At 69.5% G+C, this 21,471-nt stretch carries 16 protein-coding genes; 10 read left to right on the top strand and 6 right to left on the bottom strand.

What is annotated here, in order from left to right:
• Window positions 1–103: 103 nt before the first annotated feature.
• The 4 genes from CMC5_RS09095 (at window position 104) to CMC5_RS09075 (ending at window position 7,737) form a co-directional block, all read left to right on the top strand.
• Window positions 104–2,017, top strand: a complete 1,914-nt coding sequence (locus CMC5_RS09095; RefSeq protein ID WP_050430028.1) for an ATP-binding protein — start codon at window positions 104–106, stop codon at window positions 2,015–2,017.
• Complete coding sequence (locus CMC5_RS09090) at window positions 2,014–4,080, top strand: ATP-binding protein (protein WP_050430027.1); 2,067 nt, start codon at window positions 2,014–2,016, stop codon at window positions 4,078–4,080. The genes CMC5_RS09095 and CMC5_RS09090 overlap by 4 nt, the downstream gene beginning before the upstream one ends.
• Window positions 4,081–4,500: 420 nt before the next feature.
• Entirely contained in the window at window positions 4,501–6,117 is a 1,617-nt protein-coding gene (locus CMC5_RS09080) for a lysine--tRNA ligase (protein WP_050430025.1), read from the top strand.
• Between the two features lie 36 nt (window positions 6,118–6,153).
• Entirely contained in the window at window positions 6,154–7,737 is a 1,584-nt protein-coding gene (locus tag CMC5_RS09075; protein ID WP_050430024.1) for an aldehyde dehydrogenase family protein, read from the top strand.
• A 67-nt stretch (window positions 7,738–7,804) separates the two neighbouring features.
• On the opposite strand, the gene CMC5_RS09070 is transcribed toward CMC5_RS09075, so the two are convergent.
• Complete coding sequence (locus CMC5_RS09070; protein WP_245678367.1) at window positions 7,805–8,893, bottom strand: Spy/CpxP family protein refolding chaperone; 1,089 nt, start codon at window positions 8,891–8,893, stop codon at window positions 7,805–7,807.
• Window positions 8,894–9,234: 341 nt separating this feature from the next.
• Entirely contained in the window at window positions 9,235–9,993 is a 759-nt protein-coding gene (locus CMC5_RS09065) for a hypothetical protein (RefSeq protein ID WP_050430022.1), read from the bottom strand.
• A 386-nt stretch (window positions 9,994–10,379) separates the two neighbouring features.
• On the opposite strand from CMC5_RS09065, the gene CMC5_RS09060 reads away from it, so the two are divergent.
• Entirely contained in the window at window positions 10,380–11,471 is a 1,092-nt protein-coding gene (locus CMC5_RS09060) for a CAP domain-containing protein (protein WP_156338381.1), read from the top strand.
• A 72-nt stretch (window positions 11,472–11,543) separates the two neighbouring features.
• Here CMC5_RS09060 and CMC5_RS09055 read toward each other — a convergent pair whose 3' ends face one another.
• The 3 genes from CMC5_RS09055 to CMC5_RS09045 form a co-directional block, all read right to left on the bottom strand.
• Window positions 11,544–12,884 carry an erythromycin esterase family protein gene (locus CMC5_RS09055; RefSeq protein ID WP_218920243.1) on the bottom strand — a complete coding sequence of 447 codons (1,341 nt, stop codon included), beginning with the start codon at window positions 12,882–12,884 and terminating at the stop codon, window positions 11,544–11,546.
• Window positions 12,885–13,006: 122 nt separating this feature from the next.
• Entirely contained in the window at window positions 13,007–13,918 is a 912-nt protein-coding gene (locus CMC5_RS09050; protein ID WP_050430018.1) for a hypothetical protein, read from the bottom strand.
• A gap of 210 nt (window positions 13,919–14,128) precedes the next feature.
• A complete protein-coding gene (locus CMC5_RS09045) occupies window positions 14,129–14,623 on the bottom strand; it encodes a nuclear transport factor 2 family protein (RefSeq protein WP_050430017.1) in 495 nt (164 codons plus the stop codon).
• 1,138 nt (window positions 14,624–15,761) lie between these two features.
• On the opposite strand from CMC5_RS09045, the gene CMC5_RS09040 reads away from it, so the two are divergent.
• The 4 genes from CMC5_RS09040 (at window position 15,762) to CMC5_RS09025 (ending at window position 19,654) form a co-directional block, all read left to right on the top strand.
• Complete coding sequence (locus CMC5_RS09040; protein WP_050430016.1) at window positions 15,762–16,721, top strand: hypothetical protein; 960 nt, start codon at window positions 15,762–15,764, stop codon at window positions 16,719–16,721.
• Window positions 16,722–16,836: 115 nt separating this feature from the next.
• Window positions 16,837–17,472, top strand: coding sequence for a hypothetical protein (locus CMC5_RS09035; RefSeq protein WP_050430015.1), 636 nt, complete (start codon window positions 16,837–16,839; stop codon window positions 17,470–17,472).
• 41 nt (window positions 17,473–17,513) lie between these two features.
• Entirely contained in the window at window positions 17,514–18,191 is a 678-nt protein-coding gene (locus CMC5_RS09030; RefSeq protein WP_050435804.1) for a Dph6-related ATP pyrophosphatase, read from the top strand.
• Between the two features lie 212 nt (window positions 18,192–18,403).
• On the top strand, window positions 18,404–19,654 hold the full coding sequence (locus tag CMC5_RS09025) for a hypothetical protein (RefSeq protein WP_050430014.1): 1,251 nt from the start codon (window positions 18,404–18,406) through the stop codon (window positions 19,652–19,654).
• Between the two features lie 69 nt (window positions 19,655–19,723).
• Here CMC5_RS09025 and CMC5_RS09020 read toward each other — a convergent pair whose 3' ends face one another.
• Window positions 19,724–20,209, bottom strand: a complete 486-nt coding sequence (locus CMC5_RS09020) for a hypothetical protein (RefSeq protein WP_050430013.1) — start codon at window positions 20,207–20,209, stop codon at window positions 19,724–19,726.
• 488 nt (window positions 20,210–20,697) lie between these two features.
• Here CMC5_RS09020 and CMC5_RS09015 point away from each other — a divergent pair, with 488 nt between their 5' ends.
• Window positions 20,698–21,042 carry a BPSL0067 family protein gene (locus CMC5_RS09015; protein WP_050430011.1) on the top strand — a complete coding sequence of 115 codons (345 nt, stop codon included), beginning with the start codon at window positions 20,698–20,700 and terminating at the stop codon, window positions 21,040–21,042.
• Window positions 21,043–21,471 lie beyond the last annotated feature (429 nt).

The following is a 21,471-nucleotide window of genomic DNA, read 5'->3' as shown; positions in this document are numbered from 1 at the left end:
TGAAGGCACAGCCAAGAGCGCCCTCGCAGGTGCCCGGTTGCACGGTCGCGTAATGCGCACCACGCCCGGGAGCCTTGGACGGAGGCGTCAGAGAGGAAGCACCGTGCATCGACGTGACGGGGAGCGGGACAGCGAACGAGACGATGCGCGGCTCGGGTTCGCTCCGGGCGACGCTGGACTGTGCTTCGTGGGTCCGCTCTACGAGCTGTGTGCCATCGGACTCTGCCGACCCGCCCTGGAGGCCTTCTGCGCGGGAGCCAGGTCGGTCGAGAGCGCCGTTTCTTTCCTGACCGAGACCGACGCTTCCGTCTCGTTCCCTTCCCCCTCCCCGCTGCCTTCGCCGCGGCCTCACGGCCATCCCCACGTCGCCCCGGTCATCGACCGAGCCTACCTGCTGAAGATTCTTGCGGAGGAGGTCGGACGCCAGTTCGGCCATCCCCTCCGCCCCATCGTGGAGCTGGTGCTCAACGCCGTCGACGCCAGCGCGAGCGCCCAGCGACCCACCGTGGAGGTCATCGTCGAAGACGGGCACGTCGACGTGCTCGACGAAGGGGACGGGATGAGCCTCCGCACCGTTCTCTCGCGTCTGCTCATCCCCTTCGCCACCGACAAGCGCCCCGGCGTGGATCTCGGCCGCTTCGGCGTGGGGTTCTTCTCCGTCCTCAGCTTCGGCCTGGCGCACCCCGAGGGGTTTGCCCTCCAGCTCACCACCGGAGAAGGCAGCGACGGGTGGGTCATGCGTGTCATCGCCGGCGGCCCCGACCCCACCGCCCTCCTCTGCTCGGTCCGGCGCGTCTCGCCCCATCGCGGGACCCGGGTCCGCGTCTCGTCCCCCCTGCTCCACGCCGACGCGGTGAGGGCATACCTGCGCGAGACCCTCCATTTCTTCCCGGCCGAGCGGGCCATCGTGTGCGTGGACGGCGTGTCGATCAACGACGGGAGCCTGATCAGCGGTGGGCAGCTCCTCAATGACACTCCGCTCGGCCGCACACCGCCGGCCTCCTCGCCTTCGGGCCGCTTTCACATGGGCGGGCGCGGCCTCTGCGCCAGCATCTCTGCGGCCACGTTCCACGCAGGCGTCAAGGTCGAGCCTTGTCTCGCCGTCGCCGAGCTGGCGCTCCTCGACTTCCCCGACGCGGTGGAGCTGACCGAGGGGCGTGACGCGCTCAAGCCGGGTCCCGCCCTCGACGCCATGGCGTCCGCCTTCTACCGCCGCCTGGTGCGCTATGCCGAGAACAGCGGCGCCGATCGCGCGACCCGCGACCGCCTCGCCGAGGTGGCCGCGCAGATCAGCGCGCTGATGCTGCGCTCCGCTGGCTGGAGCCACAGTGCCGTCGAGCTGGCCACGGCGCTGCTCGGGCCCGAGCGCTACCTCGTGACGCCCGATCGCCGCGAGCCCGTCCTCGGCTTCTTCGGCCCTGCGATCACCGAGCGCTTGTTCGTGCCGGAGAGCTTCTGGGCGGAGCGGCAGTGGCAACCTCATCTCCCCGGTGAACGAGAGCTCCTCGAGCGCGAGCTGACCATCCAGCCGCCCGAGTCCCTGGCGACCGCCGCGCGCCGTCGGCCCGATCTCACCGGCCTTGCCATGCTCGCCGCGCGGACCTCGACCTCCTCCACCACCCAGATCGCGCTCTGCCGCCCCGCGCCGCGCGCGCTGGCCCCCATCGACGAGGGGGCCCCATCCCCGGGCCTGCGCCCGCCCCTCTGCGCTCCGCCGGACGATCTGGTGACCGCCGCCGGTCCGTTGCCATGCCTGGCCACACGGCGCTTCATCTTGATCCGCGAAGACAGCCCCGCCTTGCGCGACCCTGGAGGGTGGCGAGGCTGGTACGCCCTGCGCGCCGCGTTCGACCGGGCCGCGGGGCTGCGCGAGCCGGAGTTCGAGCGCGATCTCATCGTCGGCGAGGCGCTCGGGACCCACGGCCCTGGCCTGGTTCGCCCCGAGGAGCACGCCCCCCACCCAGCGGGAGTCCACATCCCGCGTCCTGGAGTGATCGTGGCAGGAGGAGCGCGATGACATCGACAGCGAGCGGGCTGCTCTCGGATCTGGTGCTGGTGCGCATGCACGGCCGCGCGGAGGATTACCTGCGCGCTCGAGAGCACGAGCGCCTCGCGCTCCTCGCCACCTGCCGCAACGAGGCCACCGTCCCGGACCTCGCCGAGCGCATCGTCGCCAGGACCATCTACGCCCAGGCCGCCTCACGCTCTGCCCCGCTCCGCGAGCTGGTGCAGAACGCGCTGGACGCCTCCCCCCGAGGCGCTCGCATCGAGATCCGACTCAGCGAAGACGGCCGCGAGATCCTGGTCTCCGATCAGGGCCCCGGCATGACCCGCACCGAGCTCCTGGAGGACCTGCTCGTCCCGTTCCGCAGCGCCAAGGAAGGAGAGCCCGCAACCATCGGCGAGCATGGCATCGGCTTCTTCTCCGCGCTCGAGATCGCTCCGTGCGTCGAGGTGGTCAGCTTGACCCGGGCCGGCGCCCACCGCCTCCGCGTCGAGCCGTATGGCGAGGGCCCTCCTTACCGCGACTTCACCTGGAGCATCGGCCCCGTGACCCGCCGCGGCTGGTACGGCATGCGCGGCGCGACCGGGACGACCGTGCGGCTGATGCTCGCCACGCCCACCACGCGCGCCACGCTCGCCGCCGACCTCGCCACGGTCGTCGGGCTCGTCGATCCGGCCGAGGCGCGCGTCTACCTGAACGGCCTCCTGGTGAACACCGCCCGGAGCCGCCTGCGCCGCGTCGCCACGGCCCCCGTCGGCCGGCTCCCCGGCGGCCGCATCGTTGGCGACCTGACGCTGTACGTCGGGCGCGGCGAGGGCATCGAACCCCAGCTCACCGTGCTGCAAAAGGGGCTGACCGTCTCTGCGCGCATGGACCCCTTCCTCGGTTCGGAGCTCGGCCTCCACCGCGATCTGGCCCGCGCCATCACCACGGCGGGCTACGGCATCGTCGTCGAACTTCCCCTGGGCGTCCCGCTGAACAAGGGCCGCTCCGCGGTCGCGGCGAACGCCTCCGCTGCCGTCGAGACCGCACTCACCGCGGCGTTCGAGCGCTTCATGCTCGGCGACGCCCTCTACGACCGGGAGCTGCTCCGCGCCGTCGATCACCGCATGTCCTCCGTCCTCGATCGCCTGATCGCCGCGGCAATGCTCGGCGACCCCATCCCTCCCGTCGTGACGCCACCCCCTCCCGAAGGTGCGGCGCGCACGCCCACGGTGGCGGCTCCCGAGGAGGTGGTGCGCTTCGCCTCCGGCCTGCTCGACGCGCCCCTCTTCGTCCTCATCACCTACGACGACGAGCTGACCCCGACCCGCGTCCCCTCGACCCTCCGACAGCTCATCGACGCCCACCGGTGTGGCCTCTTGCGCCCCCAGGACGGCCGCGCCCCCATCCCTGGACGCTTGCACCTGCCGCTGGATGAGCCGCTCGCCCAGGCGCTCTGGCGCCGACTGGCCGTGTCGAGCCCCCAGACGGTCGTCCTCGACCCCCCCTCGCGCCCGGCCCCCATCCCCGTGTCCAGGACCTCCCGCGATGTGCTGCTGAGCCGCGCCGGCCACCTCGGAGGCACGCGCACCGTGGCGGGCGCGATGGTCCTGCTCGAGAAGATCGACGCCGCCATCTCGCAGTCCGCGGATCTCGCCACCTCGCCCGTGTGGATCCACCAGGATCTCTACGGCCCCGACGAGATGGCCCACACGGACGGGAGCGGCATCAGCGTGAACCTCGCCTCGGCGCGCGTGCGTGCCCTGATCGCCTCGGCACTCGCCAGCGACGACTGGGCAGCGCTCAGCGCGCTCGTCGACCTGATGCTCCACGAGAAGGCCCACGTCTCGCTCGCAAGCTTCATCCCACGAGCGCAAGCGGAGCACGGAACCAGCTTCTACCGACGCAAGGAATGGCTGAGGCGACGGCTGCTGTACGCCATCGAGCTCGGCATCGTGGCCGATCCGATGCGCTGGCTCGTGGTGGTGCGGCGCGGCCTCGACATGGATGCCGGCGGCCTGGTGCTGCCGACGACCGAGGCGCTCGCGTCGGCCCTGGTGGAGCCGCTGGCGGGCAGCGCGGTGGCCGCCTAGCGCTCGACCCCGCGGGCCCGCGCTGCGCGGCGTCCAGCGTTGCGACGTGAAGGCGAAGCATCGTGCGACGCCTTCGCGCCTTCGCGCCTCCACGGACCATCCACGCGTCCCTCACGCACTGCGAACACGCACTGCGGACGAAGCGCCCCTGCGCAGAGCAGCAGGGGGACCGCCACAATCTGCGCATCGAGCGGTGACATCGCCGAACGGAGGCATGCGCTGAAGACCGACCTCCCCGCGCGTCGATGTCGAGCGCAGCACGGCGCCTGACCTCCCTTGCTTCATCGGCGGACTCACTTATACGTTCTGGGAGAATCATGAGGACTCTCATTGCCTGAGCAGTCGACCTCCATGAGGCGCTCGTCGACGGAGGAAACATCGAGGCGATCCGGCTCGACCGGAGCGACGGAGGAGAAGTCCATGAGACATGGATCTCGCATCGACGACGGCGATGCTCGAGCGCGGCAGAGTGTCCCGCCTTCACCTCCCTGCTTCGAGGTCACCCACACGATCGACGGGCTGAAGAGTGATTTCGACGCCATCGCGGAGACGGGCAGACCCGTCGCCGTCGCCTCGCGGGTGCGCGCTCGGCGCGATCTCGGCTCGTTGCAGTTCATCGATCTGGCGCCGGGCCGGCTCGACGAGCACGTGCAGGTGGTGATCGATCCCAGCACCCTCGGAGAGAGGGAAGCGAAGATCCTCAGGACGGTCGCGCTCGGTGATTTCGTGGGCGTCACCGGCGACTGCGTGCGCACGCGCCGGGGAGAGCCGAGCGTGAAGGCGTCGAGCCTCACCGTCCTCACACGAGCGCTCCGGTCGCTGCCCGACTTCAAGCGGGAGGCCGCCATCGACCCGGAGCCCCTCGCGCGGAGGCCCGAGCTGTCCATGCTGCTCGGGGCCAAGCGGGACACGCTGCGACGGCGCGCAAAGATGCTCCAGGCCCTGCGAGTGCATCTGTCCGCCGAGGGATTCACCGAACTCGAAGTGCCCGTGCTGCACGCGGGGCTCGGAGGCGCCGAGCAACGCCCCCTGGAGACCCACCTCAAGGGCTTCGACGAGGTCCAGTTCCTCGCCCTGTCACCGGAACTCGATCTGAAGCGAGCGATCGTCGGCGGGTTCGACCGCGTCTTCGCCATCGCGCGCACGTTTCGCGACGAGGGGGCGCGTCACGAGCTTCCGCCCGAGACCACGGCCCTGGGTCTCCAGGAGACGTTCGCGGACGCACGGACGATGCGCACGAGCATGGAAGTGCTCTTCGCCGTGGCGTGCAGAGCGCTTCACGGCGGCGACACCAGGTGCCGCTGGCAGACGCAAACGCTCGATTTCTCACCGGGATGGCGCCGCATCGAGATGCTGCCTGCGGTCGCGGAGGCCACCGGCCTCGACGTCGCCACCCTCTCTCCCGAAGGCCTCGCCGCTCGGTGCCGTGAGCGCTCGCTGCACATCGGGTTCGATCGCGCGACCTCGGGGCGCGCCGGGCTACTCGCGCGCCTCCGCGCCGTGGGCCTCTCCCTCCCCGCTGGGAGCCCGGACGATCTGCCGACCTCGCAGCTCGAAGCCCTGCTCCGTCGCCACCACCTCCATCTCCCCATGGATCTGCACGCCCCCTGGAACATCCTGATCGCCGGTCTCTTCGAGCGGTATGTCGCCCCGCAGCTCATCCAGCCTTGCCACGTCTTGCTTCCCCCGGCGCGCCCCTCGGTGCTGTGCAAGGAGGCGCTCGGGAACCCCTTGCCGAACGGCGAGCGGCTCGTCGACCGCTGCGAGTCCTACGTGGCGGGCATGATGATCGGGCACGCTCGCACCGAGCAGAACGACCCCTCGCTCCACCGCCGGTTCCTCGAAGACCAGGAGCAGCTCCACGCCGAAGACGCGGGAATCGCTCGGCCCAGAAACGAGCCGCTCATCGCCGCCATGGAGCACGGCATGCCTCCCTGCGGTGGACTCGATCTCCAGATCGACCGCATGGCCATGCTGCTCACGGACGGCGAAACCCTCGACGACGTCATCGCCTTTCCCTTCCAGCACCGGGACTGACGGCGCGGCCGAAGCCTCGGACGACGGGAGCAAGCCATGGACGAGAGCCCTTATTCCATCCGCTGGACGCCCACCCACCCTCGGTGGAGCACCCGCAAGAAGCCTGGCGACTTCGCGATGAACGGGCCAGGCCTCTCCAGGGTCACCCGCATCGACGCCCTTCCGGAACCCCAGCGCGATCGCCTGCTCAGGAGCCTCCGCGAGCACGGATTCCATGACGACACCGTGGCGGCTCCACCAGCTTCGACCGGCCCGGTGGACCTCATACTCACCCACCCCATCCAGGAGACGAGCGACATCGCCGCGCTCGTCGCCCGGAGCCTCGAAGACCCGACCCTGCACGCGCCAGGGACCAGCGTCTCCCGGCGGCCTCCCATCGACTTCGAACGTGACGTCCAGCCCACCGCCCGCGCCATCGCCCAGCGCCTCCTCGAGCGACGCGACGCCATCACCACGGCCCTGGAGCACTACGAGACCCACGACGCCATCCAGGACGAACTCAACGCCTCGCTCGATCTCCTCACTCACCTCGACCAGAACCGCGACTACTTCGTCGGTCGCATCCGCGGCGTCACCTCGTTCCTCCCCCTGAACCAGCCGCTCTACGCCGCGTGCTGCTTCGGCGTCGTCCCTGCGCTGATGTCCGAAAGCGTCGTCATCCGGCCCCCCACCGCCATGCGCACGACGTTCGCCCGCCTCGAAGAGGCCCTCGCCCTCCCTCCCCTCCTCCCCCAGCTCCGCGTCGCCTACGACACCGACAAGAAGGCCTTCATCCAGGCGCGCCGCGAGGCCACCGAGGCCGTCATCTTCACGGGCACCCTGGAGAACGCCGAGCAGGTCCGCCGCGCCTTCGGCCCCGAGCCCCTCTTCATCTTCAACGGCTCCGGCCACAACCCCCTCGTCGTCACCCCCACCGCCGACGTCGCGCGCGCCGTCGCCAGCGCCATGCACATCGTCCTCCACAACCAAGGGCAGGACTGCTCGGCGCCGAACGCCCTCCTCGTCCATCGCAGCGTCCTGCCTGCGTTCTGCGACCACCTCGTCCAGCAGCTCCACGGAATCCGCGACCGCGTCGGCCCCTTCCACGAGCGCCGCACCCTCGTCGGCCCCAACACCGATCCCGAAGCCCCCCTGCTCGTCGCCCGCCGGCTCGCCCAGTGGGCCCGGCAGCCCGGATGCACGCTCCTCCACGGCGGCGAGGTCAACCCCGTGAGCGGCATCATCTGGCCCACCGTCCTCGTCGCCCCGCTACGCCAGCGCGCCCTCCCCGCCCAGATCGGCCTCACCGAGTGGTACGCCCCCGTCTTCCTGATCCACCCCTACGACGACGAGACGCAGCTCCCCTGGTACTTCGAGCACCCCGCCTACCGCCGCAACGCCATGTACGTCACGGTCTTCGGCCAGAGCCCCTACCTCCGGAGCCTCGTCGATCGCGGCCTCCACACCCCCGAAAATCTGCTCGTCGACACCGACCTTCGCCGCACCGAACGCGGCTTCCTCCCCTTCGGCGGCAACGGCCTCGGCGCATCTCATCTCCACCACCGAGGCCGATGCCTCCCGGGCGCCACCCTCCCCCAGCGCGACATCTACCTCCACCTCGTCCGCAGCAGCCCTCCGTGACGACGGCGCCCCGCGGGCGATACGGAAGCCCCCGGGGCGACACTGAAAGGCCACCGTCCGGATCGACTCAGCGCCCCATCGGCCCCTGCGGCCCCTGCGCGCCTCGCGGACCACCCTTCCCGAAGGCCGGGTGCGGCCCTGACCGGGGCCCCTGCTCCAGCGCCTTCGCCAGCGTCTCCCGCTGCGCTGGATCCAGCAACGGCACCACCGCCGAGAGCGTCTTCGCCATGCGCTCCAGGTGCGATGCTGGCCCTGCCCCCTTCGCATCGGCCGGAGGCGCGAGGAACGCCTTCGCATCGAACGCATCCGCGACGAAGCCCTGGAGCCGCGCGCGCATCTCCACGTGGACGGCCTCGAAGCGCTTCTTCATCGCCTCGTGGTCCGGCGCGGCGGGCGCGTCGGCCTCCAGGATCCGAGCGATCGCCTCCTGCTGGGCCTCGTCGAGGTCGAGCCGACCGAGCAGGTGGCCCAGCGGCCCTCCGGGCGGCGGCCCCGCGTGCTCCGGCCCTGCCCCTGCCCGCTCGTGACGCTGCCCTGCATGCAGGGCATGCGCCGGCGGCGGCCCGGGAGGCCCACCCGCGCGCTCCCCCGGCGGCCCGCCGCCAGCCTTCCCTGGCCCACCGGGCGCGTGCGCGGCAAACCGCGCCTCCAGCCCCTCCACCAGCGCTTGTCGCTGCGCCTTCGTCAGCGTCGCGTGCAGGGTCTCCAGCGCCTTCGCCATCGCGTCCCTGGCCCCGGCGAACGGCTCCCCCGAGGGCGCCTTCGCCACCACCGCTGCCACATCGATCTTCCCTGCGCGCACCCCCTCGGCGAGCGCCGCGAACGGCGCCCCTCCCTCGGGACGCGTCCGCTCCTTCTCGGCCCGGAGCGTCTCCAGCGCCCCCTCGATCGCGCTCACCTGCGCGTCGCTCAGATCCAGCTCGTGCAGCGCCGCCACGAGCAGGTGGTCCGGCCCAGGAGGCCCGGGAGGACGCCTCCCGGGCCGGCCACCCAGTCCTTCCCCGACCCCTGGCCCCTCCTCCGCGAGGGCCGCCTGCGCGGCGCCCGCCGACTCTGCATCGCGCATCGAGCCATTGTCCTCGACACAGCCCGCGACCCCGCCCAGCGCGCCGACCAGCGCCACCAGACCCGACATGCCCCAACGACGAAACGACATCACGGTCTGCCTCCTCACGCCGCCCCCAACCATCCGGAGCGGCCTCGTCGATCTGCCGTAACCGCCGCGTGGAGCGCGACGACCAGCGTCTCACACCCGAAGTTACCCACCGGCCGTGTGTCGTCCCTTAACGGCATATGTGGACGTGTTAACGGAGAGGTCGACCCCACCACGAGCGTTCGAGGCCAGCTGGTCACGAATCCAGTCGACCCGGCGCTGCGATTCTCGCCGCCCGTATTCACGGCCCCGAAATGAACCGAGCCGGACTGCACCTGGCAATCCGGCTCTGCTCCCGTCCAGTCGAGCGATGGCCGCTCGTGGAGCGGCTCGTTATCGCCAGCTCAGCGGTTCGGGTCGAAGCGACCCACCACGATCGGCCGCGTGGCGATTGAGTAGTAGGACGACTGGTTCTGGTTCTGGAGGCTCCAGGAATGCCCCTTGTAATCGCCGGTGACCGGATCCGCGTCGAGGAACAGGAAGCCCGAGCCCACGCCTGCGACGTGAGGCCCGCCGGACACGTAGCGCGTGTCGTGAACCCCGTGCGGATCGTTGGACGAGTCGACCACCTCGACCACGTAGCGCTCGGTCCCGTCGGAGAACGTCTGCTGGTACTCGATGCCCTTCACCACCAGCGTGTAGCCCACCGTCACGTTGCCCGAGGTCGTGTACTTCACGGCGAGGACGTCGCCGACGAGCACCTCGGCCGGGTCGAAGAGTCGCCAGAAGCGGTTCTCTTCCACGATGTGGTCGTAATACACCGCCGCGCTCGGATTGGACGAACCGAACCACTGACTCAAGCGGGTCGGGGTCACGTTCGGATAGGCCTCGCGCAGCGCGAGCGTGAAGAAGCAAGAGCCACGCGTCAGCGCCGACGGCACGCTCGTCCGGCTCGCCCACGTGATCGCACACGACTCGTTGGGTGCCGCCCAGTTGTTGCGGTTCTCGGAGGGATCGACGCCGACCAGCGCCGCCACGAGATCGGACATCAGGGCCTCGTGATCCGCGGGAACGACAGGTGCGGCTTCGACCGTGGTGGCTGCGAACGACACGAGGGCGCCAGCGACGAGGGACGACAGAGCGAGACCGTTGAGCTTAGCCATGATTCGATTCTCCGTTCATTGAGATGCCAGGGTCTCCTTGCGTGTCGCGCCGAGTGACGAGCAGGATGAAGCGAGCGATGTTGCTCTCACTTCTCATTGAAATCGTGTTTTCGGTCAACGAGGAATTCGATCCTTCAATCAGTTTGCTCCCCCTTTAGAAGACAGCTCCGCCGATGGGAGACAGCACAGCAGAGGGGTGCACGGTAGGGTCCTCTGTGGTGCGGACCGATCACCGACGTCGGTCGCACGCACCGCAATCAGCACCACGCGAACAATCCAGTCAGAACCGGTGCGAGCACGACGACGGGGCGAAACGCCGCGGCGACGCCACGAGATTCTCGTGGCCGTCACCGCGGTGGCGCTCGGAGCCATGATACCGTCGCGTCATGAGGCGCACATTCCCGGCATCCCTCGTCATGAAGCGCACCGTCGCATTCGGCACCGCGCTCACCCTCCTCACGCTCGGTGTCGCTTGTTCGGACGCTGACGGTGACGGCTCGGGACCGCTCTCTGCCGGCGGTGCGGGTGGTGTCGGTGGCGACGGCGCGTCATCGACCAGCGGCGGCACCACCAGCGGTGGCCAGGGCCAGACCGGCGGCAGCGACCCTGGTGAAGGGGGAGGCACCCCAGGGCAAGGGGGTGCGGGTGGTGGCACGGGTGGGGCGGGCGGCGGCTCCCAGGAGGATCTCGTCTGCGCCCGCTGGCAGCAGGACCGCGCCTCCCTGAGCGAGGGCACCTGGAGCGGGAGCGTCGCCGGCTGCAACGCGGGCGACATCTCCGCCGAGGGACGCACCAATGCACTGAAGCTCATCAACCTCTACCGCTTCGTGGCCAACCTCCCCCCGGTCGCCCACGACGCGACACGCAATCAGCAGGCGCAGGCATGCGCCCTCATGATGCACGCCAACAACAGCCTCTCGCACTCCCCGCCGACGAACTGGACCTGTTACTCCCAGGCCGGCGCCCAGGGCGCCGCCAACAGCAACATCGCCTCCACCCGCGGCGTCTCCGCCGTGGACCTCTACATGGCCGATCCCGGCAACGAGACGACCCTCGGCCACCGCCGCTGGATCCTGTCCGGCGCGCTCGGCCCCGTCGGCCTCGGCTCCACCAGCAACGCCTCGTGCATGTGGGTCCTCGGCGGCTCCGGTGGTCAGAGCCCTCCGTTCACCGCGTGGCCCGCCCCCGGCAAGTTCCCGTCCGGCGCCCTCAGGGCCTCCTACGCTCCCCTCGACAGCACCGGCTGGTCGATCCAGAGCTCCAGCATCAACCTCGCCGGCGCTCAGGTCAGCGTCACCGATGGCGGCATGAACCGCCCCATGGCCGTCACCCAGCTCGCCGCCAACTTCGGCAGCAGCTCTGCCATCCGCATGGTGCCCCAGGGATGGACCACCCAGGTCGGTCACACCTACGAGGTGCGCGTCACCGGCATCAACTCCCCCATCAGCTACGCCGTCGAGATCACCGACTGCCCGTGAGCGGTCCCGACCGCCCCTCGCCCCCACCAGCTCCCGGCGCGACCGTCCGTCACTTCCCCTGCCCCCCTGCGCTCATGGCCGCGGTGGTGACACCCGCCGGAAGAACACCAGCGCATCGGCGTTGAGCCCGACCGGACCGTGCCCGTGAGAGCCGGGATGGCCGAAGGGGACCACGGCGTCCAGCAGCGTCCCTGGCGGGCGCTCTCGCAGGTCGAGCAAGAAGGCGTCCCCGAAGGGAGCGAGCGCCGCCTCCACGCTCCCCGAGCGCAGGGGCACCTCCCGCACCACCGGGTGCTTCCCATCGGGAAGGAAATGCCGGCCCTCCCCCCCCAGCAACCAGACCGCGAGCACGTCTGCAGGCCGCTTCCCGACGACGTGGGTGCCCACGGACCGCCACATCGGCGCGTGCTCGCCATCCGGGAGACCCATCCGCAGCTTCTCCGATGCCCGCGACAGGTGGGCGTTGTGCCCGAGCAGCACCAGCTTCTCCTTCGGGTGCTGCGCGAGCCACCGATCGAGCTGCGCGTGCATGAACCGTTCTCGGCGGTCGAGGAACCGGCGGCGCGCCGCGAGCGTCGGCGCCTGGATCTGCGCCACCACCCAGACCAGCGACTCGGCGAGGGCGACGACCTGCTCCTGGAACTGCGTCGCTCGCGCTTGCCCGAAGGCCGACACGTACAGAGGCAGCTCGGCCTGCACCGCTTCGGCGAGCGTGAACACCCGCAGCGCCTCCTGGCTCAGGTCCTCCCCTGGGACCAGCGCGAGCTGGTGCAAGGCTTCCTCTCCCTCCGGGGTGTCGGCGACCTCCTTCAGCGTCTCGCGGAGGTCCTGGTACGCCCCGCCCGGCGGCGTGTCGGTATCGAACCCGAAGAAGTGGAGGCGAGGGCCGGCTCCTTCCGCGCCAGCGCGGGCGTCCACCAGCGCACGCAGCGCGATGAAGAACCGGCGCTCCTCGGCGACGAACGCCCGCGCCGCCTCCTGGTCCGGCGCGGCGCGTGGCAGGAACCGCTCCAGCTCTCGCCGCTCCTCTGGCGAGTCTCCGGCATACCCCCACAGCACCACCCGATCGAGGGCGCGGGGATCCCCCGTCTCGAAGAAGCGGTCGATGCGCCGCCCCTCGGACGTGCCGATCTCCATGCCCACGTGCAGGAAGCCTCGCTTCACGAGGTGCCGCAGCATCGCGAGCCGATAGGGATACTTCTCGTGGATGTAATGGTCCGGCTCGCCGAGGAAGACGATGCGCTTCCCCTCCAGCATCGCGTCGAGCTTCGCCTCGACGTCGGCTCCGAGCACCGTGCTCTCCGGGCTGCCCCACGCGAGCTGCGTCCGCTCGACCCAGGCCCTGTCCAGCGACACCCCCGCACAGCCGAGCGGCAGGCCCCCCAGGACCACGCCCAGCATCCCTCTCGCCATCGCCCTCGTCACCACGCCCCGACCTCCACGCTGCCCCTCTCGTAGCATCGATCGTGTCGGTGGCCCTCGCGGACGAGGGAGTCGAGGGGACTTCACGCGAGAGGCAGCCGAGGTCGCGCTCCTCACGTGGCCTGCGTCGGCAGGATGTCCACCGTCTCGATGGGCAGGAAGCGAGGTGCATTCATGGCGCGGGCGACCTGGAGGATCCCGCGCTCGACTTCGGCGTATGCCGGGTGCTCGAGGATCGAGGCGGCGGGCATGCTCCAGAGGTGCCCGTGCCGTGCGAAGTAGAGCTGAATCCACGCGATCGGTGGCATCAGCTCACCATCGCGTCGAGCACAGGTGGCGAGGATGAGGTATGCGACGAGCTGACGGACCATCCCACGCTCGACGTTGGGTTGGGCGACGACCTTGATGTCGATGAGCCGGTCGTCCGTGATCAGATCGGCGTCGGCGCCGCCGACCCAGGAAGAGTATTTCCCGAAGGTCGGGTTCAGAAGGACCTCGCCCCGACCCGTGAAGATCTCACGGGGCACACAGGCGAGCAGGGCGAGCACTTCCTCTCGCAGCGCGGTGCTGTTCTCGGCGAACAGCTCGGGCCCATGGTAGCCGGCGCGGTAGAGGGAATCGAGCCGAGCGAGGCGCAAGGCGTGGTCCGCGAGTCGCTCCATCCACGCGCGGTCCGGCTGCTTCTGGCGCAGATGTTCGCGCTGAAAGACGCGCGCATCGTCGACGCGGCAGCGGACGCGCTCCGCGAGCTGGGCCGTGGTGAATGGGTCGGCCCCCTCGCTCAGATATCCAGCATTCAGCACATGCAGCGCGTGCTCCGCGACCCAGCCCTGGTCACGTGCCTGCGGGCAGCGGCGCTGGAGTTCGAAGCGGAGTGCATAGTCGAAGGCGGTGCCAATCAGCGGGGCGCGGCGACTCCGGGACGCCACCCGGATGGGCAAACGCAACATGCGGTCGTACGAGGGAATGACGCGGTCGAGCAGAGCTTTCACTTCGCTGTTGGTGATCAGATCGCAGACGCTCATGGGATGCCCCCTCCTCGGGGTCGACCCGTCCCAGAGCAGGCTGCGTACCAGGCGAAAGACGCCACGATCCGCGGCCTTTTCCGCACCGTGCACCTGATCGCGATCACCCCGGTGGGGTGTTCGACTGATCGCGATCACCGACCCGTGCTCATCACGCGGCAGGGGCACGCGCCCCAGCCGCCCAGTGCGTGTCTGATGCTCGCATACGCCTCACAGGCCGAGGTCGGTCAGGCCGGGGTGGTCGTCCGGGCGGCGACCGAGGGGCCAGCGGAACTTTCGCTCACGCTCGCGGATGGGCACGTCGTTGATGGAGGCGTGCCGCTGCCGCATGAAGCCGCGCTCATCGAATTCCCAGTTCTCATTGCCGTACGACCGGAACCAGTTGCCCGAGTCGTCATGCCATTCGTATGCGAAGCGAACGGCGATCCGGTTGCCCGAGAAGGCCCAGAGTTCCTTGATGAGACGATAATCGAGTTCCTTGCGCCATTTGCGGGCGAGAAACGCGACGATCTCGTCTCGCCCGTGGATGAACTCGCTGCGGTTTCGCCATGCGCTGTCCACCGTGTACGCCCCGGCGACCTTCTCCGGGTCTCGCGTGTTCCATGCGTCCTCTGCCGCACGCGCCTTCTGCGCTGCCGTCTCGGCGGTGAAGGGAGGGATGGGAGGGCGGAGGGGGCTCGAAGGCGCGCTGTTCTCGGCGGTCATGCCTGTTTCTATCACGTACCCGCGGGTCTCGTGCCGAGGGCGGCGAGGGCGAGTGAGGCCCTGCGCTGGCTGCCAGCATGCGCACCGCCTCGGTCGAGTCCAAGGTCTTCTCCGCAATCGGTCAGGTGCTGGTCGACGCTGCGGCTGGGGTCACGCACGTCCATTGCGTGACCATTGCCGTCCTCGAAGCCGTCAGCAGGGTGGCTTCGGCGCGTCCATTCTTGCTTCCATTGAACCCGACAGGGCGGGACGGACCTGACCTGCTCCAGCAGACGCCCTGTTCCTGGATGAAAGCCCGGCAGCCATCTCCTCGGGCGTCTGACCGCGCTTTTCGGTCCCGATCACCCGACCTTCTGCTCTCGATCAACGGACTCCCCCCTTGGGTTCACAGACCACCTGCTCCCGGCCATCCGCCCCCTGCTCTCGGCCACCCGACCCACTGCTCTCGGTCACCTGATCCCCTTCTCGGACTCGTGGACCCATCGCTCTCGGTCACCCGACCATCGCTCTCGGTCACCCGACCCACTGCTCCAGCTCGCAGACCTCCTGCTCTCGGTCACCCGACCATCGCTCTCGGTCACCCGACCCACTGCTCCAGCTCGCAGACCTCCTGCTCTCGGTCACCCGACCATCGCTCTCGGTCACCCGACCCATCGCTCTCGGTCACCCGACCCACTGCTCTCGGTCACCCGGCCCATCGCTCTCGGTCACCCGACCCACTGCTCTCGGTCACCCGACCCACTGCTCTCGGTCACCCGACCCATCGCTCTCGGTCACCCGACCCACTGCTCTCGGTCACCCGACCCATCGCTCTCGGTCACCCAACCTCTCGAAAACTCACGAGATGCTACCGCCACCAGCTGGCATCTTCCTTCGCTGCGAGGTCAGGAACTCGAATCCACCCCTGTCGAGCGACCAGAAACCCACCTCACCGACGGTACGCCCCTGTCGCACCAGGACGGATCGAACCAGGGAGGCTTCGAGGCGAGCCCTGCTCAGCCGCTCATGCCCTCACCTCCGGAATGTCCGCTGGTGCGGAGGGTTCTCCTCTCGCCCCCCGGAAAGGGTCTCCAGCGCTCCAGGGATGGTCTCATGCCCGTGCGCCGGCCGTCGTGCGGGCAGTCTCTCGGAGAGATCCATGCTGCCCCCTTCATCGCCCAGCGCTCCGGACGTCTCGGCTTCAGCGCCTCACCGGGCCAGGAGCCATTCCTGGTTCGAGTCCTGGATCGAGCGTGGCCACCCCCTCGCGCTGCTGACGGCGTTTCTGGTCTCGGTCCCGCTGTTCATGGCAGCCATCGCCCTGCCAGGCGTCGCCTGCTGCTGGGTCGTCCATCGGTGGGTCGTGCGCGTGACGGACATGCCCTTTTTGTTCCTCTCGGCCCATTTCGGTCTGTTCATCGGCAGCTACATGTCGCTGGCCTGCCTGGGGTTCGAGGACCGGGAATGGAGGCGTCTCGCGCGCTTGAAGGTGAGGCGTTCGCTCGATGCCCTGCCAGGGCACCGGGTCGCGCTGGCGGGGCGAGTGGTCGAGGGGACGTCCGTCTCGCCGGAAGCGGCAGCGCGTCGGGGCCACACCGACGAACGGGCGACGTGGGTGACGTTCCCGCTCATCGTCGAGGATGCTGACGAGGTGAGGATCCGCATCGAGGACGCGCAGGGCAGCCGGACCGCGCCACGCGAGGAGACGCAGGAGAGGGCCCATGACGAGGCCCGAAGCGCGCGGTCGATCGAGGGCGAGCCGGGTCGCGCGAACGAGCTGGGCGTGGACGTCCGGGAGGACACGGCGAAGCAGCGCCATGCGTCGGACTGGGTCGACCTGCAGCCGCTCTTTGCCTTGGGGGATCCCGTCTTCCTGGTGGGGCAGCTCGAGCGCATCTGGCAAGCGGGCGGATACCGAGGCGGAACGGAGGCCTTCCGGCTGGTCCAGGAGGGCGATACGTCGGGCCAGGAGTCGCTGTTCACGGTGCACCGCGGGACGCAGGAGAGCCTGCCTCGGGATCGACACGCGACGACGCCGGGGTGGTGGCGGTTCTCGCTGGGATGGCTCGCCCTGGGGGTGGTGTCGGTGGTCGTGGCGCAGGTGCTGGCGCAGTTCTGATGGGAGGCGGGCGCGCGGGCGCCTGTCGCCAGGTGCGAGAGGTGTGCTCAGGGGCCGTGCGGTCGCTGGCGGTCTTTCTCTTGCAGGGTCTCGCTTCGCCGTGTTGGTTGGACGCATGCGCTGCGGCACCTCTGGTTCCTCTGCCCCCTTCACCACGGTCGTGCGCTCCGACGAGGGAAGCGCCAGGAAGCACCTGGCATGGCTCGTGGGGCTCGCCGTCGCGGTGACCTGCGCGCCGGGCTGCAATCCCAGGGGGCGGGAGGCCGCGGCGCGCGCAGCCAGCGATCTCGACTGCCCGAGCGAGAAGATCGCGCTGCAGTCCATGGGGGATGCGCTCTACGTCGCCTCGGGGTGCGACAAGCGCGTGAGCTACGTCTGTCAGCCCGAGTCCTCGCGCGCCGCGACGTGGACACAGGATGGGGCCGAGTCGGCGCGCGTGATCTGCTTGCGCCAGGGGGCGGTCCAGGTGCTCGCGTCCGCGACGCCGGCCCTCGTGCCGACGCCACCCGCCCCGACGCCCGACGCTTTGCCCGCCACACCGCCCGACGCTTTGCCCGCCACGCCGCCCGACGCTTTGCCCGCCACGCCGCCCGAGGGCGCGTCGGATGCCCCGCCAGCGGCATCCCCCACGGGAGCGTCGTCTGGAGTGCCTGAAGGGCCTGTGGCGCCGTCGGAAGAGGCTCCTGGCGCGCCGAGCGCGGGGCCGGACAGGGTGCCCGCGCCTTCAGGCGGCGAGGGTCCTCGACCGTGACTTCGCCTGGGACGATGCGGTTCGCTTCGACGCGGGCCGTGATGCCTCGGCCGACGCTGCTCTCGTGGAGCAGCGGGAAGGACAGCGCCTACGCGCTGCATGTGCTCCGGCAGCAAACGGACATCGAGGTAGTCGGGCTGCTGACGACGGTCGACGAGGCCCACGCGCGGGTGGCCATCCACGGGGTGCGGGTCGGGCTGCTGCGCGCGCAGGCGGCCGCCACGGGGCTCCCGCTCCGAGAGGTGCCGCTGCCGAGCCCTTGTCCCAACGCCGAGTACGAGGCGCGCATGGGGGCGGCGCTCGCCCAGGCGCGCGCGGAGGGGGTCGCGGCGCTGGCGTTCGGGGACCTCTTCCTGGAGGAGATCCGGCGCTACCGCGAAGACAGCCTGCGCGGGACGGGGCTCGACGCGGTGTTCCCACTGTGGGGGGAGCCGACGCCTGCACTCGCGCGGCGGATGCTGGCGCTCGGGCTGCGAGCGCGCATCACCTGCATCGATCCGAGGCGGGTCGGGCGCGAGGTGGTCGGTCGTGATTTCGATGAGGCCTTGCTCGACGGGCTCCCGCACACCGTCGATCCGTGCGGGGAGCGAGGCGAGCTTCATACGTTCGCGTATGCAGGTCCGATGTTCCGGCATCCCATCGGCATCACCACGGGCGAGACGGTGGAGCGCGACGGGTTCGTCTTCGCCGATCTGCTCCCAGCCCCAGCCGCTGCCTGAGCCGCGGCAACCCCGAAAACAGGGACGGAGCTGGATCTTCGGGCGGGCGTCCCACGTCGTGCACGTCAGCAGGCGGGCGCGGAGAGGCGTCGGCCGTGCGCCCGAGCTTGCGCCTTTCCGGCATGGTCGATGCTCCGGCTCTGGCCTGCGTGATGGACGGATGCACCGGCGCTCGGGCCCATCGCCCGAGAGGCGCAGGAGAGGCTCGCACCATGGAGAACATGCAGGAAATGCTGTCGGCCCGCGCGGACTTCGCCAGGTGGCTCCTCGGGCTCACCCCTTGCGCTCTCGCGCTGTCGACGGCCGGCTGTAGCGGTACCGTCGAGCCGAGCCAGGAGAAGCCGTCGCTCGCGGAGGAGATCGCGGCGGCAGAGGCGCACCACCTGCGTCCTCGCTCGGTGGCTCGCAGCCACGTCCTTCCATTGCAGCCTTTCCTCACGGCCTTCAATCGCTACGAGGAGCACGTCATCGCCTTCCTCGTCGATCATCCACGCTATCAGGCCATCGAGGCCATGGTCGACCGGCATTCAGGAGACGCTCCGCGCGTGCGCGCGATCATCAATCTCCATGACGGGAGCCAGATCGATCATTTCAATGACCCGGCCATCGCGCGCGATGCGGCGGCCATTCTCAGTGGACGACAGGTCGTGTACCGCCCCATTCGCTTCGAGACGGTGAGGGTCGACGGCCTGCCGAGCGTCCGGCTGCAGTTCACGTCGTACCGGGGAGAAGACGTGGACCTGCTGTTCAGGGCGAGGGGCATGCCCGAGATGGGGCTGGGTGGGTTCATCGATCCCGGAGCGCACGCTTCCGGGTCGTCGCTGCCGGTCATGTGGGCGGGCGCCAGCGCACACGAGGAGGAGTCCAGCGCGATCCGCATCGACCAGGCGCGCTACCACCTCGGCCTGGGTCCGTCCCCTGATCATCCTGGTGGGATCTACAGCACCGATTTTCACATCGGGGTGCTGCGGCGGGGGCACCTGGAGCTCCGGCTCCTGGCCAGGCCCCGGGATCTCGAGCCCGGGGAACTGTGGCTGTACCAGGACCGGCAAGGGGAGCTGCATTCGTACGAGATCGTCGAGGTGCAAGGGGAGCGCTACACGCTTCGCAGGACCACGACGTCGGCGCTCATGACCGAGGAGATCCTCGAGACGGAGCTCGTGGAAGGAGGGCTGGAGCTGCGGTCCATCCGGTCGACGGGGCGCGCGTCGATCGAGGGGCCAGCATCGATGACCTTCGAGGGTCTCACGCTCGACCTCACCACGCCGGGGCGCTTCTCGCTGTCGCTGGATGAGCACCGTGGGCTCATCGTGGGCGACGCGACGCGTGAGTCCACCGACGCGCGCATCGGCTGGCATCTGAAGCCCACCGCGCCGAGGTGGGCCGCGAGCCGGTCCGTGAACGCCGAGGTGGTTCGACACCGGCTGACCTACGCCGTGGAGAGCGAGGTCGGTCACCCCTGAGCGGGGCGACCCCCTCCGGTCACCGGCGTGCAGCGGTGTGGGTCGCCGGCGCGCGGGGGGTAGACCCCCTCAGTTGACGCCTGATTTGATGGTGTGACAGTTGGAACAGGAGAAGCCTTCCGGGTTGGTCTCTGGATCGTACGTCGGCTGCTCGAGGAGCTTGGCCATCTCGGGCCAGACCTGGTCGGCCATGAACTGGGTCCAGCGCAGGTGCTCCGGGTCCTCCAGGTACGCTTCGAACTCCTCCGGCGGGGGAAGCGGAGGCACCTCGGCGCTCGGCATGGCGAAGGTGCCGTTTGCTGCGCCGCTGCCGTGACAGGTCTTGCACTCCATGCGCTCGAACTTGGCGTCGAAGGCGACGAAGATCTCCTTCATGTGCGGGAGGACGACGGCGTCCATGTACGCAGCGCGCTCGCCGAAGGACATCTCGTCGTAGGCCACGTCTTCCTTGTCTGGGTCCGTGCCAGGGTCGCTGTCCGACCCAGCACAGGCGGCCACGAAGAGCCCCAGACAGGCAGAGAGGCACGTCGTGATGGTGTCGCTTGTCCTTTTCATGTTCCTTGTCCTTGGCTGCGGTTCCGGTGAAGGCCTGTCGGGCCCACGGAGGCGCGTCTCGCCGAGCGCCGGGTTCCCGGCTCTCGAAAGGGCGAGCAGCGTCGCTCTAGTACCCAGACGAGCGAGGCGCTGTGAGATCGACAGGGGAGCGATCTTTTTTTGCCTCTCGAAGACGCCTGAAACGGGGGGTCTCCGCCCTCGACGCAGGTCCGAGATCGTCCGGTTCAGCCGAGACGCCGGCGCGGTGACGTCGATGCCGTCCGGGTCTCGTCGGTTCGGTTCGGCGCGCTGACGCATTGCATTGCCACGCTCGTGTTCACGGGTCGGTCGCACGTCACTGGAATCCGGCGCTGGAGCTGGGCGCTTCGCTCCGAAAGCGGCGGTGGCACGATGGAAAACCGTCGCATCTGCCGGGACAGAGTGAAACGCTGGCGCCGCGAAAGAGGGCTCGGGTCGCCGGGTCCTCGAGAGCAAGAGGAGAAGCGACGATGGCCTACATTGCGAGAACGCCGGAAGTACACGAGGGGAAGTGGGTCGGTGAGAGCAAGGAGTGTGTGGCGTTCGTGAAGCACGCCGCCCATGCGCCGTGGACGAGGGCCTGGAAGAAGGGCGAGCGGGTCGTCGGCAACCTGAGCATCCAGGCCGGGACCGCCATCGCCTGCGGCTGGGATGCGCACGGGAACTACCCGAGCAATCCCACGGGGAATCATGCGGCGATCTACATCGGGCAGGTCGGTGATCAGATCGAGGTGTGGGACCAGTCGCGCGACATGCCGGTCGCTCGGAGGACGAAGTTCCACAAGGAGGATCGGGCGTACCACGTGATCGAGTAATCGCAGGCCGCTGGGCTGCCGCGCACCACGCCGCGTTCGGCAGCCCAGCTCCATACCGAGAAAATCGTCAGCAGACACGACATCGACAACGAGCGCGACACGTCGCGTGATGAACACGGCCATGTGCCTGCATGCGCATGTCGGCCGACGTCGGGCATCGTCAGCCCACGTCCGCACGTCTCGGACTCCGACCCACGATTTCGGCAAGACGAGGCGCTCGTTTCGTGAACATTCTCCTCGACGTTTGCCTTTGAAGCACACTGTCGTGCGAAAAGGGCGATGACGCGCCAATGCTTTGACGCTCCATCATTTGCTCACCCGTGAGCGAGACATGGTGATAACCATCACCAGCGCGTCGGGCGCCTCGCGACGGGGAAGGCGAGCTTGGGCCTTTCTGCGCGCGGTGTTCTCTGGGGGCGCGTCATCCAG

It is taken from the genome of Chondromyces crocatus (assembly GCF_001189295.1).
GTDB lineage: Bacteria > Myxococcota_A > Polyangia > Polyangiales > Polyangiaceae > Chondromyces > Chondromyces crocatus.
This window is presented reverse-complemented; position numbering and strand designations above follow the sequence as displayed.